Below are 15,651 nucleotides of genomic sequence, written 5' to 3' on the forward strand. Positions count from 1 at the left end.
CGGGCCCGGGTCCGGCGGGTCAGAACTCGCAGGGCATGTGCTTGATGCCGTTGATGAAGCTGGACAGCAGGCGCTCCGGCGCGCCCGCCTCGATCTGGGGGACCCGCCGCAGCAGCTCGCGGAACATCGCGGTGATCTCGCGGCGGGCGAGGTGGGCGCCGAGGCAGAAGTGGGGACCCGGGCCGCCGAAGCCGACGTGCGGGTTCGGGTCGCGCCGGATGTCGAAGCGCAGCGGGTCGTCGAACACCCGCTCGTCGCGGTTGGCCGCCCAGTAGTACAGCAGGACCTTCTCACCCTCGCGGTAGAGATTGCCGTTCATCTCGTGGTCGCGGGTGACCTTGCGGCGCATGTAGTTGACCGGCGCGGCCAGCCGGACGATCTCCTCGATCGCGCGCGGCGCCCGGCCCTCGAAGTCCTCCAGCCACAGCCGGCGCTGCTCCGGGTTGAGCGTGAGCAGCCGCATGCCGTGGGAGATGGCGTTGCGGGTGGTCTCGTTGCCCGCCACGACGAGCAGGATGAAGAACGAGCCGAGCTCCTGTGCGGTCAGCCGCTCCCCGTCGATGTTGGCGTTGACCAGGGACGAGGTGAGGTCGTCGGTGGGCGTCTGCATCCGCAGCGCGGCCAGGTCCTGGACGAGCTGCTGCAGCTCCATCCCCGCGGTGAGCAGCGCGTGGGCGATGTCCGCACGCTCGCTGACGTACTCGGGATCGGTGGCGCCGAGGACGATGTTCGAGCGGTCGAAGACGAACTGGTAGTCCTTCTCCGGAATGCCCATCATGTCGCAGATGATCTTCAGGGGCAGCTTGGCGGCCACCTCGGTGACGAAGTCACAGCCGGAGCCGGTCTCCAGCAGCTCGTCCACGATGCGCGAGGCGGCGACATCGACGTCGGACTCGAACTGCTTGATCATCCTCGGGGTGAAGGCGCGCGAGACGATCCGCCGCAGGCGCGCGTGCCGCGGGTCGTCCATGTTGATCATCGAGCCGAAGTATTCGGCGAACTCCGCCGGCAGGTCGGGGATGTTGGTGGCCCCGCCGTCGCCCGAGCAGAAGACCTCGGGGTTGCGGCTGGCCTCCAGGATGTCGGCGTGCCTGACGAGCGCATGGTAACCCGGCCCGGTGACGCCGCCCAGGCTGAACTCGGGCTCGGGGAAGAAGGCCGGCTTGTCCAGGTCGCGCAGCAGCCGGAACGCGTGCTCCCGCTCCTCGTCCGGGCGGCCCCAGAAGTCCCAGTCGTTCAGGTCGATGTCCGCCGCCGAGGTGATGGGCGTGCGCCCCGTGGGCTCCGTCGGCTGTGTCGTCATGGTGGGGGCCGGCCCTTCCGAGTGACTAGAACCACATTCGGTTGCCAGTCTGCCACACCTGCCGGTTCAGCCACAGTGGGTCAGGCGGGCATGCCTGCGCCGGCAGCGCGGATCCCAGTGCGCACCGAACCGCATCAGTGACGCGGCCATCTCGGGATGTGCAGCGGCCCAGACGTCGTCGAAGAGGAACCACTGCCGATAACCGGAACCTTCGTCCATGTGGATCGCCATCTGGGCCAGGTGACCGTCGCATCGGATGAGCGTGCGACCCGGGTCACGTCCGTCCGCCGGGACGAAGTCCTCCAGCAGCCGCAGCGCGTGTTCGTGCGCCCGGTAGTGCGGAGCACTGATCTCGGGCGGCCACTCCTCCAGAGGCCCCCAGCGGTTGCAGCGCTCCAGTGCGGACGCGATCTCCTCCTCACCGGGGGCGATCAATGCGCGCAGGGCACGCAACTCGCCGGACAGCTCATGGGTATCCGCCGCGCGCAGGGCCGCCGCGAGCCCCGGCAGCCGTACGCCCGGGAACGCATCCGGCCATGAACCCCCCACGCTGTTGAAGGTGGCGTGAGCACCCGCACGCTGTGCCGGTCCACCCGCAGCGTTCTCTCGACGTACAGGTGCTCCTTGAGCAACCGGCGCAACTCGCCATGGGTGCGGGGGGTCGGCAGGCCGGTCTCGAAGATGGTGTGCAGACCGTAGACGTTCGCGCCGAGTTCGCGCTCCACCCACTCGTACGCGTCCTGCGAGGCGGCGTCGTCCCACACCCTGCGGAACCAGTCGAGCACGGTTGCGTCGGGGAAGTGCCGGACGAGCCGGCCGGACGGCCCCTCGTAGACGCTGCGGTAGACGAAGTAGACCACGCCGCCACCATTGCAGCCGGCACCGACAGAATCGTCACTTGTCGTTTGTGAAGGAGGACGGCAACGCGGTCGCCTGCGTCGAGCGGTAGCGCGAGGGCGGGACGCCGTACAGGTCGACGAACGCCAGGCGGAGGGCCTCGGCGGTCCCGAAGCCGCAGCGGACCGCGATCGCGGTCATCGGCAGCGACGTGGAGGCGAGCAGGTGGGCGGCGGCCTCGGCGCGGGCCCGGCGCACGAACCGGCCCGGCGTCTGGCCCGTGTGCTTGAGGAACAGCCGGGTCAGGTGGCGCTCGCTCACACCCGCGCCGGCCGCCAGGGCGGCGGTGGACAGGTCGGCGTCGGGACGGCCGGTGACATGGTCGACGACGCGCTTGACCAGGCCGTCGCCGGGCGGCGGGCCCTCGGTGAACATGCTCATCTGCGCCTGGTTGCCGGGTCGTTGCAGGTAGGTCACCAAGTTGCGGGCCACCTGCCTGGCGAGGGCCGGGCCGTGGTCCTCCTCGATGAAAGCGAGCGTGACGTCCAGCGCGCTGGTGACGCCGGCGGCGGTGGTGACGTTGCCGTCGCGGATGAAGATCGGGCGGGAGTCGACGTCGATCTCCGGGTGGCGTGCGGCGAGCGTGTGCGCGAACTGCCAGTGCGTGGTGGCACGCCGCCCGTCGAGCAGGCCGGCGGCGGCCAGCACCGCCGCGCCCGTGCACACCGACGCGACGCGGCGGCTCTCCCGCGCCAGCCGCCGGACGTGCCCGACGATGACCCGGTTGGCCGCCGCCTCCTCGTGCCCGATTCCCCCGGAAACGACAAGCGTGTCCAGCGGCCCCGTGACGCGTTCGAGCGCCTGCTGCCCCTGCAGCGTCAACCCGCTGCCGCAGGTGACGGGCAGACCCGAGGGGGTGGCCAGGCACACGTCGTAGCACGGGGACGCGCCGTACGCGTTCGCCATGATCAGGCTTGACGTCACACACGCGATGTCCACGAGCTCCGCCGCGTGATATCCGACGACCACCACGCGCCGCTGGATCATGAGACAACTGTAGGCCGGACGGACGGAGACCCCAAGATTTCGGACCCGTCCCCGTCTCGCTCCTTGGCGCGGTCGCGGGCCGCCCGGACAGTTGGGCCATGACTGACACCACGCCTGTAAGGCACACCGGTCGCCGCACCGCCACACGGCGATGGGGTCGTTTCGCCCTGCACTACATCGAGATGATCGTCGCGATGTTCGCGGGGATGTTCGCGCTCGGCCTGCTGTGGTCCGCTCTGGGGATCGCCCCCTCGTACGCCCGCGATCCCGAGCTCGCCTATCTGCTGATGGCGTTCGACATGTCGGCCGGCATGGCCGTCTGGATGCGGGTGCGCGGGCACGCCTGGGCTCCGGTCCTGGAGATGTGCGGGGCGATGTTCGTCCCGGTCGTGCCGTTGTTCCCGCTCCTGTGGCTGGGCCTGATCGACGGCATGGCCCTGATGGTCGCGGCCCACGTCGCGATGTTCCCGCTGATGCTGGCGGCCATGTTCCGGCGCCGCGACGAGTACGCGCACTGACGCCGGCGTTCAGAAGCGGTAGCTCATGTGCTTGACGCCGTTGATGAAGTTGGACAGCAGGTAGGACGGCTCGCCCACGGATCGGATGGCGGGCATGCGGCCGAACAGCTCGCGGAACATCACGGTGATCTCCCGGCGGGCGAGGTGGGCGCCCAGGCAGTAGTGGGGGCCGTGGCCGCCGAAGCCGACGTGGGGGTTGGGACTGCGGGTGATGTCGAAGACGTCGGGATCGCGGAAGACCGCCTCGTCCCGGTTCGCCGAGTTGTAGAACAGCAGGACCTTGTCGCCCGCGCGGTAGTCGTGGCCGTTCATCGTGTGGTCCCGTGTCACGGTGCGCCGGAACTGGATGACGGGGCTGGAGTAGCGGACGATCTCCTCCACGGCGCCCGCGATGCGCCCGTCGAAGTCCTCCAGAAGCAGCGCGCGCTGGCCGGGGTGGTCGGTGAGCAGTTTGAGCCCGTGGGCGATGGCGTTGCGGGTCGTCTCGCTGCCCGCGACGACCAGCAGGATGAAGAACGAGCCGAGTTCCTGGGCGGTCAGGTGTTCCTCGCCGTGCACGAGCATGCTGGTCAGGTCGTCGGTGGGCCGGCGGCGGCGCTCCCCGGCCAGGCGGCGGGCCAGCGCGTTCAGGTCGTGCCCGGCTCGCAGCAGCGCCGCCAGGCCCCGGGCCGTGGTCCAGCGGCCGAAGGAGCCGTCCGGCCGGGACGGGTCCACGGCGACGCCCGAATATTCGGAGTCGGCGTTGGCCAGAATCGTGTTCGTACGGCGCAGCACCCGGTCGTGGTGCTCGGCCGGGATGCCCATCATGTCGCAGATCACCCGTACGGGTAATCGGGCGGCGATCTGAGTGACGAAGTCGCCCGGCCCCTCCCGGACGGCCTCGCCGACGATCTCCCGGGCGGCCCGGCCCAGGTCCTCCTCCATCTTGGCCAGGATGCGCGGGGTGAACGCCCGCGAGACGATCCGCCGCAGCCGGGCGTGCCGGGGATCGTCCATATTGATCATGGAGCCGAAGTAGACCGCCAGCCAGCGCGGCATGTCCGGGACGCTGTTGGCCGTCGGCTCGCTGCTGAAGACGGCGGGGTCGCGGCTGGCCCCGGTCACGTCGGCGTGCCGCACCAGCGCGTAGTAACCGGCGCCGTGACCGATGAAGGGGATCTTGTTCTCGCGGAAGAAGGCGGGGTGGTCGAGCGCGCGCAGGCGGCGGAACGCCTCGTGCCGCTCGGCCTGGGGCAGCCCCCAGAACGGGATGTGGGACAGGTCGGCAGCCGTGTCCATAACGCCCACTCTTGTGCGGGGGCACAGCATCGTCAAGGGTCGAGAACGCCCTTGTAACCGGACCCTCAAATTCCACTCCCCGAGCCGTTACGCTGAGGTACCTACCGGTTGGTATGGACCGAGGGTCCGATAGAAGAGGGAGCGGCGATGCTCAACCTGGCCGTCGTGCTGGAAGACAGCGCACGGGAGAAGCCCGACGCCACCGCGGTCGTCTTCGGCGACATGCGCCTGCCGTACTCGCTCGTGAACACCGTCGCCAACCAGGTCGCCAACCTGCTGGTCTCGCGCGGCATCGGCAGGGGCGACAAGGTGGCGCTGGCCTGCCCCAACGTCCCGTACTTCCCGTTCGTCTACTACGGGATCCTCAAGACGGGTGCGACCGTCGTCCCGCTGAACGTGCTGCTGCAGGCCAGGGAGATCACCTATCACCTGGACGACTCCGACGCCACGGCCTTCTTCTGCTTCGAGGGCTCGCCGGAACTGCCGCTGGGCGAGCGGGGCCGGGCCGGCTTCGCCGGCGCCGAGCGCGCCGAGCACTTCTTCGTGCTGCCGGCCACCCCGTTCGCCACCGAGTCCGAGCTCGGCGAGACGCTGTGGGCGGCCCTCGACGGTGTGTCCGGCGAGTTCGAGACCGTGCAGACCTCCGCCGACGACACGGCGGTGATCCTCTACACGAGCGGCACCACCGGCCAGCCGAAGGGCGCCGAGCTCACCCACCAGAACATGGTCATGAACGCCCTCGTCAGCGACGCGATGTTCCCCCGGCAGGGGGACGACACCTATCTCGTCGCGCTGCCGCTGTTCCACTCCTTCGGGCAGACGGTGCTGATGAACGCCGGGTTCCGGCGCAGCGGCACGCTCGTGCTGATGCCGCGCTTCGAGCCGGCCGAGGCCCTCACGCTGATGAAGCGGGAGAAGGTGACGCTGTTCGCGGGCGTGCCGACCATGTACTGGGCCATGCTCACCGCCGTGCACGCCGGGGCGGCCGAGGTGCCGTCCTCCCTGGTGACGGCGGCCTCCGGCGGCTCGGCGCTGCCGGTCGAGGTGCTCAAGGACTTCGGCGCGACGTTCGGCGTGGACATCCTGGAGGGGTACGGCCTGTCGGAGACCGCGCCCGTGGCCTCGTTCAACCAGCCGGGCAGGCCCGCGAAGGCCGGCTCGATCGGCACGCCGATCTGGGGCGTGGAGATGAAGCTGGTCGACGCCGAGTGGAACACGGCCGACGACATCGGCGAGATCGCCGTCCGCGGCCACAACATCATGAAGGGCTACTACAACCGGCCCGAGGCGACGGCCCAGGTCATGAAGGACGGCTGGTTCCGCACCGGCGACGTGGCCCGGCGCGACGAGGACGGCTACTACTTCATCGTCGACCGGGCCAAGGACATGATCATCCGAGGCGGCTTCAACGTCTATCCCCGGGAGATCGAAGAGGTCCTCATGACCCATCCGGCCGTCTCGCTCGCCGCGGTCGTCGGGGTGCCCCACGACTCCCACGGCGAGGAGGTCAAGGCGTACGTCATCCGCAAGCCCGGCGCCACGACCACCGAGGAGGAACTGGTGGCGTGGTGCCGGGAGACGATGGCGGCCTACAAGTACCCGCGGATCGTGGAGTTCCGCGAGTCCCTGCCGATGACCGCCACCGGCAAGATCCTCAAGCGCGAGCTGCGGTAACGGTTTCTACGGCCAGTCGAGGGACGGGCGCAGCGAAACGTGCGACTGTCCCTCGTCGAGCCGGACGCCGAGCACCTGGTGCAGCTGCACCTTGTTGCGCTCGAACCCGACGACGCAGCCGGCCATGTAGAGCCGCCAGACCCGGGCGGTGCCCTGGCCGACCTCCTCGACCGCCTCGTCCCAGTTGGCGTCGAGGTTCTTGCACCACTCGCGCAGCGTCAGCGCGTAGTGCTCGCGCAGGTTCTCCTCGTGGCGGACCTCGAAACCGGTGTCCTCCATCTGGCGGATCAGGTGGCCCACCGACTCCAGCTCGCCGTCGGGGAAGACGTAGCGGTTGATGAAACCGCCCTTGTTCAGGGTCTTCTCGGTGCTGGTCGGGCGGGTGATGCAGTGGTTGAGCAGGCGCCCGCCCGGCTTGAGCTTGCCGTACAGGAAGGAGAAGTACGACGGCAGGTTGTCCTTGCCGATGTGCTCGGTGAGGCCGATCGAGCTGACCCGGTCGAAACCGGTTTCCGCGACGTCGCGATAGTCCGTGTAGCGGACCTCGGCGAGCTCCGACAGCCCGGCCTCCGCGATGGCCTTCTGCGCCCACTCGGCCTGCTGGCGCGACAGCGTGACGCCCAGGCCCTTCACGCCGTACTCCTTGGCCGCGTGCATGACCATGCCGCCCCAGCCGCAGCCGACGTCCAGCAGCCGCATGCCGGGCTTGAGGTCGAGCTTCTTGGCGACCAGGTCGAACTTCGTGTACTGCGCCTCCTCAAGCGTCGCGTCCTGCCGCGGGAAGACCGCGCACGTGTACGCCATGGAGGGGCCGAGCACCCACTCGTAGAAGCGGTTGGAGACGTCGTAGTGATGGTGGATCACCTCGGCGTCGCGCTGCTTGGCGTGCCGGCTGCCCAGTCTCGCCAGCGTGCTCTGCCGCGCCTCCTGTGGCGGCGGCGGCACGCGCATCAGCAGCGGCTTGATCCCGAGCGAGCGGATCGCGGCGACCTTCTCGCTGAGCGGCAGGTCGTTCAGGGTCAGCGACCACATCCGATCGAGCAGGGTGTACATGTCCCCGTGCACGTCGATGTGCCCGGAGATGTACGCGCGGGCGAGGCCGAGCTCTCCCGGCGCCTGCGCGAGGTAGGCCACCGCCGCCGGCGACTTCACCTCGATGCGGAGGTCCGCCCCCGAGGATCCGGCCTTGCTGCCGTCGTAGGCGACGAACTCGACGCCCGCGTCAGGACCCACGATCTTCTCGAAGATCTTCGCAAGAGTCATTGCACCTCTCCCGACGTAACGACGCCTACCGGCCTCTGACGCATTTGTCATAGAGGTCCAGCAGCCGGCCGCCCGGGTCATAGGCGCGTTTGACCGGCCAGTAGGCGTCTCCGTTGTAGAGCCGCCAGAACTCCTCCCGCTCGTAGAAAGAGGTGGAGTACAGCGACTTGTGGCCGTCGAGCGAATGCACCGCCCGCTCGATCAACCGGTTGTAGTACCCGTCGTACTGGCCGCGCGGCAGCGGAACCATGCCCCAGAAACCGAAGTTCACGTACAGGCGGCCGGGCTCCAGCGGGTAGAGCGCCCAATCGCCGGTCGCCTTGAGCGGGCACATCCACACCGGGGTCATACCGACCTTGTCGTGGAAGACCTCCAGGAACTCGGCGCCGCGCTCGATCGGCACCTCGACGTCCTGGATGACCGACTCGTGCACGGGGTTGTTCCGCCAGCGGTCGATCCGGGCGGTCACGCCGTACCTCTGGTCGAGGCCGACGAGCTTGCGATAGACGTCCGACCGCAGGTAGCGGCGCGGCAGGAGCGAGCGGACCAGCGGCTGCTGCACGCCGAAGGCGCGCGAGCACCAGAACCAGTCGGTGTCCCAGCGCCACAGGTAGTCGCGCACGGTCAGCCAGTCGCGGACGCGGCTGCGGATCGACTGGTAGTAGATCCGCATGCCGGTGTAGTCGGACGTGTAGGGCGCCCGGTCGGAGAACGAGCCCACCGTGATGTACAGCTCGCCGGGGCCGAAGAACGTGCCGTCGACGAAGTCGATCTGCTCGCCGTCGTGCTCGCGGCTCTCGCAGATCTCCTGCATGGCGAGCATGCACTTGTCGGCGTCGCTGAAGCGGATGTGCGTCAGCTTGACGTACGGCTTCACCCTGGCCAGCTTGATGCGGATCCGCAGCGCGTAGCCGAGCGTGCCGTAGGAGTTGGGGAACGCGTGGAACAGGTCCGCGTACTCGTTGTCGGCCCGGGCCACCACGATCCGCCCGTCGCCGGTGAGGATCTCCAATTCCTCGACCGACTCGTGCGGCAGGCCGTCCTTGAAGCTCGTCGACTCGATGCCGAGGCCCGTGACCGCGCCGCCCAGCGTGATCGTCTTGAGCTGCGGCACCACGTACGGCATGAGCCCGTGCGGCAGCGTTGCGTCCACCAGGTTCTCGTACGTCGTCATGCCCTGGACCTCGGCCGTCATGGACACCGGGTCCACGTGGATGACCTGGTCCAGATCGCGGGCGGACAGCGTGGCCGTCTTGGCCGGCGCGCGGAAGCGGAACAGGTTCGTCGTGGCCTTGGCCAGCCGGGGCGCGGAGTCCTCGGGTATGGCCGCGTAGGAGTCCCTGATCTGCTCGACGGCCTTCTGATGGGCGGTCATACTGGCCGTGCGCTCTGGCATGACACCACCCCCATGGATCGTAGAGATCGGCTCTTGGCACGCTATCCCCGGAGGGGAACGCAGACCAGAGTAGACACGTTACGCCCGCGAAAACTATCTGGAATTCCCGCGGCGCCCCGTCGGCGTAGATCGTATCCTGCCCTTTTTCATCGCCTCCGCCGCCCCTGCCGTAACAGGGTAAACCTTCATATCCTGGGCGAACGTCGGCGAACGAGCGGATCGGCGCCGTTGACCACGTTGACGACCGGACGGCCGTCCGTCGCGGCGGTGATGTTGTCAAGCACACACCGGATCAGCCGGGTCGTCGCCTCGGGCGTCACCCCCGCGGCGTGCGGCGACAGCAGGACCTGCGGGCAGGAGCGCAGTGGGTCGTCCGGCGCCGGGGGCTCGCTGTCGTACACGTCCAGCGCCGCGCCGGCGAGGTGACCGGACTCCAGCGCGGCCAGCAGCGCCGCCCGGTCGACCACCCCGCCCCTGGCCGCGTTGACCAGCACCGACCCCTTGGGCATGCGAGCGATCCTCTCCGCGTCGATCAGCCCGCGGGTCTCCGGCGCGAGCGCCACGGCCAGGACGAGCACGTCGCTGCCCGCCACCAGGGCGTCGAGGTCCAGGTAGGCCGCGCCGTACGCCTCGTGCCTGGGCGTGCGCGACCAGTAGGAGACCCGGCAGCCGAGCGCGCGGAACAGCCGGGCGCAGGCCGCGCCGACCGGCCCGAAGCCGATCACTCCCACGCCGCATCCGGCCAGCTCGCGGCGCTGGTAGGCGAACTGCGGCCACTCCCCCGCCCGCATGGCCCTGTCGCCGTCGGCGAGGTGGCGAAGCAGCGACAGCGCGGCGGCCAGGCACCATTCGGCCACCGCGGCGGCGTTCACCCCCGCGGTGTTGGCGAGGGGCACCCCGGCGCTGGCCAGCGCCTCCAGGTCGTGCCCGTCCACGCCGACCGACGGCTGCTGCACGAACGCCAGGCGCGGCGCCAGCCGTACGGCCTCCGCGTCGAGGGCCAGGACCCCGCTCCAGTCGCCGACGACGATCTCGGCCTCGGGCAGCGCGTCCAGCAGTGCCGCGCGGTCGTGGCGGGCGGGGACGCGCACCTCGGCGCGGCCGTCGAGGTCGGCGAGCAGGCCGCGCACCGCGTCCTCGGGGAGCGGGGGCAGCGCGAGAACATTCCACGTCACCGGCGCAGTCTCGCATGCCTACAGAAACATGTTCTACTAATCGCGTGAAGTGATGCCGCTCTGAGGAGGGTTCGGATGGAGGAGTCGCGGGGGCCGCTGGCGGGGATCCGGGTGCTGGAGCTGGCCGGTCTCGCGCCCGGGCCGTTCGCCGGGATGATGCTGGCCGACCACGGCGCCGAGGTGCTGCGCGTCGACCGGGTGAAGGCCGTGAGCGACGTCCCGCGCCGCGACGTGATGGACCGCGGCAAGCGCACGATCGGCCTCGATCTGAAGTCGCCGGAGGGTGTCGCCGCCTTCAAGCGGCTGGCCGGGCGGGCCGACGTGGTGATCGAGGTGTTCCGGCCCGGCGTCGCCGAACGGCTCGGCATCGGGCCCGCCGACCTCCACGCGGTGAACGGGCGACTGGTCTACGGCCGCATGACCGGCTGGGGACAGGACGGCCCGCTCGCCTCCACCGCCGGGCACGACATCGACTACATCGCGATCGCCGGCGTGCTGTCGATGCTGGGCCGCGCGGGCGGCAAGCCCACCCCGCCGATCAACATCCTCGGCGACTTCGCCGGCGGCGGCCTGATGCTGGCGTACGGCGTGCTGCTGGCGCTGCTGGAGCGCGAGCGCACCGGACGCGGCCGGGTGGTCGACGCCGCGATGGTCGACGGCGCGGCGCTGCTGTTCTCGATGTTCTACGGCGGGGTGCACTCCGGCCACTGGGGCCCGCGCGGCACCAACCTCCTCGACACCGGCGCCCCCATGTACGACACCTACGAGACGGCCGACGGCGGCTATCTGGCCGTGGGCGCCCTGGAGCCGCAGTTCTGGGCGGAGATGCTCGCCAGGATGGGCATCGACGACATGCCCGGCCGCGACGACCCGGCGAACTGGCCGGCCATCAGGGAGCGGCTGACCGAGGCCTTCCTGTCGCGTACGCGGGCCGAGTGGGAGGCGGTCTTCGAAGGGTCCGACGCCTGCGTGTCCCCGGTGCTCGATCCGCGCGAGGCCGCCCGGCATCCGCACAACCAGGCGCGCGGCACGTTCGTGGAGGTCGAGGGGCTGCCGCAGGCCGCGCCCGCGCCCCGGCTGGCCGGCGTGCCGCGCGGCGACCTGTCCCCGGCCACCCGGCTGCACGACCTGAGCGCCTGGGGTCTGCCCGGCGACGAGGCGAAGGCCCTGCGCGCCGCCGGCGTGCTGGCCTGACCGGCTCCCGCCCCTATCCCGCTCCCTCGACTGTTCCGGCCCGACCGGCCTGACCGGCTCCCCCGGCCGTTCCGGCCCGCCCCCGCCCCCTGACCGCGCCGGCTGTCCCCTGCTCCGCCCCCCTGCTTCCCCGTCCTCCTGCTTCTCCGTCCCCCGCTTCCCGTTCCCCGTGACGATCGAGGAGTTTCCCGCACATGGACCTTTTCGAGGCCCTCTACACGACCCGCGCCATGCGGCGGGTCAAGCCCGACCCGATCCCGATGGAGGTGCAGGAACGCATCCTGGACGCCGCCGTCCGCGCCCCCAGCCCGGGCAACACCCAGGGCTGGCGGTTCCTGCTGGTGGACGACCCCGAGGTGAAGAAGCAGCTCGGGCCGCTCTACCGGAAGGCGCTCGGCGTCCTGTTCGAGACGCACTACAAGCCGATGCGCGAGCGGGCCGAGGCGACCGGCGACACCCGCACGCTCAACGTCATGCGGTCGGCCCAGCACCTGGCGGACCACTTCGAGTCCTATCCCCTGATGCTGTTCGCCTTCACCCGCAACGACTCCAGCGGCGGCTCCATCTACCCCTCGGTCTGGAGCGCCCAGCTCGCCGCCCGCGCGTTCGGGGTGGGCAGCGCGCTGACCACCGTGCTGGGGTTGTTCCACGGTGAGGAGACCCTGCGGATCCTCGGCGTTCCCGAGGGCAAGGGCTGGCAGGTGGCCTGCACCGTGACCTTCGGCTATCCGACCGGCCGGTGGGGCGTGGCCCCGCGCCGGCCCGTCCACGAGGTGTCGTTCCGCAACCAGTGGGGCGAGCCGGTCGGCTTCGAGATCCCCGAGCCCCTCTGGACGCCCTGAGCCGATCACGCTGACCGCCCTCCGATGAAGCAGGTCTTGAATCGAATGTAGTACACCTACTACATTCGAGAGCATGGCTACTTCATTGGAGGGCGCATGCATGACGTCGCCATCCGCGTACGCGGACTCCGCATGGCGTACGGGCCCGTTCAGGTCCTGAACGGCGTCGACCTCGACCTGCGCAGAGGCGAGGTGTTCACACTGCTGGGGCCCAACGGCGCCGGCAAGACCACGCTGGTGGAGATCCTCGAAGGGTTCCGCACCGGCTGGTCCGGCGAGGCCGAGGTGCTCGGCGAGAACCCGGCACGCGCCGGGGACGCCTGGCGGGCGCGGCTCGGCGTGGTGGTGCAGTCGTGGCGCGACCACCCCCGGTGGCGGGTGCGCGACCTGGTGGCGCACGTCGCGGCGCACTACGACGATCCCCACGACGTCGACGAACTGCTCGCCGCGCTCGGCCTGACCGAGGCGGCGCGCAACCGGGCGGGGGTGCTGTCCGGGGGCCAGCGCCGCCGGCTGGACGTCGCGCTCGGCATCGTCGGCCGCCCCGAGGTGCTCTTCCTCGACGAGCCCACGACCGGATTCGACCCCGAGGCCCGGCGCGACTTCCACCTGCTGATCGAGCGGCTGGCCGGCGAGGAGGGCCTGACCGTGCTGCTCACCACGCACGACCTGGCCGAGGCGGAGCGGCTGTCCGAGCGGATCGCCGTGCTCGTGGCCGGGCGGGTGGTCACCTGCGGGAGCCCGGCCGAGCTGGCGCGGGCCGTGCAGGTCCCGTCGCTGGTGCGCTGGGAGGACGGCGAACTGGAGACCGCCGACCCCTCCGGCGTGGCCTTTGACCTGCACCAGCGGTACGGCGGCCCGGTTCCCGGGCTGGAGATCAGGCGGCCGACTCTGGAGGAGAGCTACCTGGATCTCATCGAGGAGACGCGCGGAACCCGCGAGACGGCGGTTGTGGGAGGGACGCGATGAACGCGACGATTCTGGGGCTGCGGCGGGGCTGGACCGAGCAGCTCAACCTGTGGAGCGACCGCAAGGAGCTGCTGAACGCCCTCGTCGGGACCGTCGGCACATACGTGGTGCTCATCCTGTTCATCGGTGGCAACGACGTGCCCGGGACGCCCGTGTCCATGGCGGCGTTCATGACGCCGGGGTTCCTGGCGTTCGCGGTGTTCTCGACCGGGCTGATGGGACTGCCCATGCTGATCGCCGCCGACCGCGAGGAGGGCACGCTGATGCGGGCCCGGACGCTGCCGGGGGGCATCCGGGTCTACCTGACCGGCCGGGCCGTCTCGACGCTGCTCACGATCGCGCTGAACGCCGCACTCGTCCTGCTGGTGGCCGTGCCGCTCGCCGGGGTGGCCGCGCCGCCGACGCCCGGGCGGTGGCTGACGCTCGCCTGGGTCCTGGTGCTCGGCACGCTGGCCGTCGTGCCCCTGGGCGCGGCCATCGGCAGCCTGGTGTCCGGGCCGAAGGCGGCCGCGGCCATGCTCGGCCTGCCGGCGATGCTCCTGATGCTGGTCTCCGGGGTGATGTTCCCCGTGGAGATGATGCCCGGCCTGGTGCGCGGCATCGCCCAGGTCTTCCCGCTCTACTGGCAGGGCGTCGGACTGCGGGCGGCGTTCCTGCCCGACTCCGTCCTCGCGGCCGAGCTCGGAAACAGCTGGCCGCTCGGCCGGGCTGCGGCCGTTCTGGGCGCGTGGGCCGTCGGCGGTATGGTTCTAGCCCCCTGGCTGCTGCGCCGGGTCCGCGGACGGTGAGCGGACTCGTGGGCCCGACGGAGGTGACACGTGGCCGAGGAACCGGTGTTCAACCGCATCGCGGTGCTGAGGGCCGACCGCGGCGTCTCGCGCCGGGATCTGGCCGCCGCGCTCGGGGTGCACTACCAGACGGTGGGCTACCTGGAGCGCGGCGAGTACAGCCCCAGCCTCCACCTGGCCCTGAGGATCGCCGAGTTCTTCGAGGTGCCGGTGGAGGTCGTCTTCTCGCTCAAGCCCTTTCCCAAGCTGGGGAGCACACTGTGAGCTGGCGCGAAAGATGGCACGCGCACACCGCCCGCAGCATGGAGCACGCGATGTTCGTGCCGCTGTACCGCACCCGCGCCCGGCGCCGCCTGCTGGTCGCCGCGGGCGCGACCGGCCTGCTGGTGATATGGGCCGACGCGATCGTGTCCTGGTACATCGCGCCGAGCGACACGGCCGTGACGGTCAACTTCGTGCTGCTGGCCGTCTCGCTCGTGTGCTACCTGCCCTCCGTGACGACGCTGAACGCCGCCACGCGCGGACTGGCGTCGCTGCCGGAACGCCGCCTGGACGAGCGGCAGGTCGCGGAACGGCTGCGCGCCTACACGGTGGCCAACACGCTGATGCGGCTGATCCTCACGCTCGTCCTGGCCCTGGTCCTCGCCTCGATGTGGGGAGACGGCCCCGCTGCCCGGGTGCCGGGGGCCGCCATCGCCCTCGGCCTCATCGCGATGTGGCTGACGCATCTCGTGCTGCCGTTGCTGGTCGCCGGGTGGCGGCTGCCCGACCCGCCGCCGGACGACGACGACCGGGACGACGATCAGGCCGGCGCCGCCTGAACCTGCGCCGGGGGGCCGGAGGGCTCGCCGAACGACGGCAGCGTGGCCACGAAGAGGTCGACGCCGTCGGGGTGGTGGATCTCCACGTCGGTGGTGAAGGCGCGGGCCGGGGCGCCGCCCGACTCCGTGTGGCTCCACACCTGCTGCCACACGTCGACGAGCGCCCCCGGCATCGGTCCCCTCGCCTCGAACAGCAGCGCCGGCACGCCGGGCACCCGCACGGCGACCATGCCCTCGGGCAGTCGCGCCGCCGTGCGCACGGCCACGCCGACGACCTGGGTGTAGGCGCCGTTGTGGTCGCTCTCGTAGTCGGTGAGCACGGCGTACAGGTTCTCGTCGATCCGGCCGGGCACGTGCGCGAAGGCTCCGGGCGCTCCGGCACGGGTCCACAGGCCCGGCAACTGGGCGCGGGCCGGGTCCGCCTCCGCCGCGTTGGTCGTTCGTACGGCATAGCCGACGACGAGCGCCTCCGGACGGTCAACGATGATCACGTGCTCTCCTCTCAGGCGAGGTCAATGTATCCCGTGTCCGGGTCTGCTCCGGCGT

At 70.6% G+C, this 15,651-nt stretch carries 17 protein-coding genes; 8 read left to right on the forward strand and 9 right to left on the reverse strand.

Annotated elements, in window-relative coordinates; genetic code table 11:
* Positions 1-19: 19 nt before the first annotated feature.
* The 4 genes from ACIBK1_RS11955 to ACIBK1_RS11970 form a co-directional block, all read right to left on the reverse strand.
* A complete protein-coding gene (locus ACIBK1_RS11955) occupies positions 20-1,303 on the reverse strand; it encodes a cytochrome P450 (RefSeq protein ID WP_363532700.1) in 1,284 nt (427 codons plus the stop codon).
* Between the two features lie 66 nt (positions 1,304-1,369).
* Positions 1,370-1,738, reverse strand: coding sequence for a hypothetical protein (locus ACIBK1_RS11960; protein ID WP_363532697.1), 369 nt, complete (start codon positions 1,736-1,738; stop codon positions 1,370-1,372).
* Positions 1,735-2,163 (reverse strand): hypothetical protein, encoded by a 429-nt coding sequence (locus ACIBK1_RS11965; RefSeq protein ID WP_396734342.1) that lies wholly within the window; start codon positions 2,161-2,163, stop codon positions 1,735-1,737. Before ACIBK1_RS11965 ends, ACIBK1_RS11960 begins: the two co-directional genes overlap by 4 nt.
* A gap of 34 nt (positions 2,164-2,197) precedes the next feature.
* The gene (locus ACIBK1_RS11970) at positions 2,198-3,187 is read right to left on the reverse strand and encodes a GlxA family transcriptional regulator (protein ID WP_357314775.1); all 990 of its coding nucleotides are present in this window, start codon (positions 3,185-3,187) and stop codon (positions 2,198-2,200) included.
* A 98-nt stretch (positions 3,188-3,285) separates the two neighbouring features.
* Here ACIBK1_RS11970 and ACIBK1_RS11975 point away from each other — a divergent pair, with 98 nt between their 5' ends.
* Positions 3,286-3,705, forward strand: coding sequence for a hypothetical protein (locus ACIBK1_RS11975; protein ID WP_030505770.1), 420 nt, complete (start codon positions 3,286-3,288; stop codon positions 3,703-3,705).
* 9 nt (positions 3,706-3,714) lie between these two features.
* On the opposite strand, the gene ACIBK1_RS11980 is transcribed toward ACIBK1_RS11975, so the two are convergent.
* Positions 3,715-4,983 (reverse strand): cytochrome P450, encoded by a 1,269-nt coding sequence (locus tag ACIBK1_RS11980; RefSeq protein WP_396734346.1) that lies wholly within the window; start codon positions 4,981-4,983, stop codon positions 3,715-3,717.
* Between the two features lie 147 nt (positions 4,984-5,130).
* Here ACIBK1_RS11980 and ACIBK1_RS11985 point away from each other — a divergent pair, with 147 nt between their 5' ends.
* Complete coding sequence (locus ACIBK1_RS11985; RefSeq protein WP_030505772.1) at positions 5,131-6,657, forward strand: long-chain-fatty-acid--CoA ligase; 1,527 nt, start codon at positions 5,131-5,133, stop codon at positions 6,655-6,657.
* A 6-nt stretch (positions 6,658-6,663) separates the two neighbouring features.
* Here the strand turns inward: ACIBK1_RS11985 and ACIBK1_RS11990 are convergent, their stop codons facing one another.
* The 3 genes from ACIBK1_RS11990 to ACIBK1_RS12000 all read right to left on the reverse strand — a co-directional run bounded on the left by ACIBK1_RS11990 (position 6,664) and on the right by ACIBK1_RS12000 (position 10,491).
* Positions 6,664-7,920: a class I SAM-dependent methyltransferase gene (locus ACIBK1_RS11990; RefSeq protein ID WP_030505773.1), complete on the reverse strand. Its 1,257-nt coding sequence runs from the start codon at positions 7,918-7,920 to the stop codon at positions 6,664-6,666.
* Positions 7,921-7,945: 25 nt separating this feature from the next.
* Positions 7,946-9,316, reverse strand: coding sequence for an FAD-binding oxidoreductase (locus ACIBK1_RS11995; RefSeq protein ID WP_030505774.1), 1,371 nt, complete (start codon positions 9,314-9,316; stop codon positions 7,946-7,948).
* 185 nt (positions 9,317-9,501) lie between these two features.
* Positions 9,502-10,491: a 2-hydroxyacid dehydrogenase gene (locus tag ACIBK1_RS12000; RefSeq protein ID WP_396734350.1), complete on the reverse strand. Its 990-nt coding sequence runs from the start codon at positions 10,489-10,491 to the stop codon at positions 9,502-9,504.
* 75 nt (positions 10,492-10,566) lie between these two features.
* Between ACIBK1_RS12000 and ACIBK1_RS12005 the strand changes: the two genes are divergently transcribed.
* The 6 genes from ACIBK1_RS12005 to ACIBK1_RS12030 all read left to right on the forward strand — a co-directional run bounded on the left by ACIBK1_RS12005 (position 10,567) and on the right by ACIBK1_RS12030 (position 15,105).
* Positions 10,567-11,685 carry a CaiB/BaiF CoA transferase family protein gene (locus tag ACIBK1_RS12005; RefSeq protein WP_030505776.1) on the forward strand — a complete coding sequence of 373 codons (1,119 nt, stop codon included), beginning with the start codon at positions 10,567-10,569 and terminating at the stop codon, positions 11,683-11,685.
* A gap of 194 nt (positions 11,686-11,879) precedes the next feature.
* Positions 11,880-12,527: a nitroreductase family protein gene (locus tag ACIBK1_RS12010; protein WP_030505777.1), complete on the forward strand. Its 648-nt coding sequence runs from the start codon at positions 11,880-11,882 to the stop codon at positions 12,525-12,527.
* Between the two features lie 96 nt (positions 12,528-12,623).
* Entirely contained in the window at positions 12,624-13,496 is an 873-nt protein-coding gene (locus ACIBK1_RS12015; RefSeq protein ID WP_051761207.1) for an ABC transporter ATP-binding protein, read from the forward strand.
* Complete coding sequence (locus ACIBK1_RS12020) at positions 13,493-14,284, forward strand: ABC transporter permease (RefSeq protein WP_051761208.1); 792 nt, start codon at positions 13,493-13,495, stop codon at positions 14,282-14,284. Before ACIBK1_RS12015 ends, ACIBK1_RS12020 begins: the two co-directional genes overlap by 4 nt.
* 30 nt (positions 14,285-14,314) lie before the next feature.
* Positions 14,315-14,548, forward strand: a complete 234-nt coding sequence (locus ACIBK1_RS12025; RefSeq protein WP_030505780.1) for a helix-turn-helix transcriptional regulator — start codon at positions 14,315-14,317, stop codon at positions 14,546-14,548.
* Positions 14,545-15,105 (forward strand): hypothetical protein, encoded by a 561-nt coding sequence (locus ACIBK1_RS12030; protein ID WP_051761209.1) that lies wholly within the window; start codon positions 14,545-14,547, stop codon positions 15,103-15,105. Before ACIBK1_RS12025 ends, ACIBK1_RS12030 begins: the two co-directional genes overlap by 4 nt.
* Here ACIBK1_RS12030 and ACIBK1_RS12035 read toward each other — a convergent pair.
* On the reverse strand, positions 15,087-15,596 hold the full coding sequence (locus tag ACIBK1_RS12035) for a GyrI-like domain-containing protein (RefSeq protein ID WP_051761210.1): 510 nt from the start codon (positions 15,594-15,596) through the stop codon (positions 15,087-15,089). The two genes, ACIBK1_RS12030 and ACIBK1_RS12035, sit on opposite strands and share 19 nt — an antisense overlap.
* Positions 15,597-15,651: the final 55 nt, after the last annotated feature.

Origin of the sequence: Microbispora rosea, from assembly GCF_044460045.1 — a bacterium.
Taxonomy (GTDB): domain Bacteria; phylum Actinomycetota; class Actinomycetes; order Streptosporangiales; family Streptosporangiaceae; genus Microbispora; species Microbispora rosea.

Excerpts from the sequence above, each read along its gene's own strand:
- ACIBK1_RS12015 (WP_051761207.1), top strand. The coding sequence starts at position 12,624 with ATGCATGACGTCGCCATCCGCGTACGCGGACTCCGCATGGCGTACGGG.
- ACIBK1_RS11985 (WP_030505772.1), top strand. The coding sequence starts at position 5,131 with ATGCTCAACCTGGCCGTCGTGCTGGAAGACAGCGCACGGGAGAAGCCC.
- ACIBK1_RS11990 (WP_030505773.1), bottom strand. The coding sequence starts at position 7,920 with ATGACTCTTGCGAAGATCTTCGAGAAGATCGTGGGTCCTGACGCGGGC.
- ACIBK1_RS12005 (WP_030505776.1), top strand. The coding sequence starts at position 10,567 with ATGGAGGAGTCGCGGGGGCCGCTGGCGGGGATCCGGGTGCTGGAGCTG.
- ACIBK1_RS11975 (WP_030505770.1), top strand. The coding sequence starts at position 3,286 with ATGACTGACACCACGCCTGTAAGGCACACCGGTCGCCGCACCGCCACA.
- ACIBK1_RS12020 (WP_051761208.1), top strand. The coding sequence starts at position 13,493 with ATGAACGCGACGATTCTGGGGCTGCGGCGGGGCTGGACCGAGCAGCTC.
- ACIBK1_RS11980 (WP_396734346.1), bottom strand. The coding sequence starts at position 4,983 with ATGGACACGGCTGCCGACCTGTCCCACATCCCGTTCTGGGGGCTGCCC.
- ACIBK1_RS12010 (WP_030505777.1), top strand. The coding sequence starts at position 11,880 with ATGGACCTTTTCGAGGCCCTCTACACGACCCGCGCCATGCGGCGGGTC.
- ACIBK1_RS11955 (WP_363532700.1), bottom strand. The coding sequence starts at position 1,303 with ATGACGACACAGCCGACGGAGCCCACGGGGCGCACGCCCATCACCTCG.
- ACIBK1_RS11995 (WP_030505774.1), bottom strand. The coding sequence starts at position 9,316 with ATGCCAGAGCGCACGGCCAGTATGACCGCCCATCAGAAGGCCGTCGAG.
- ACIBK1_RS11970 (WP_357314775.1), bottom strand. The coding sequence starts at position 3,187 with ATGATCCAGCGGCGCGTGGTGGTCGTCGGATATCACGCGGCGGAGCTC.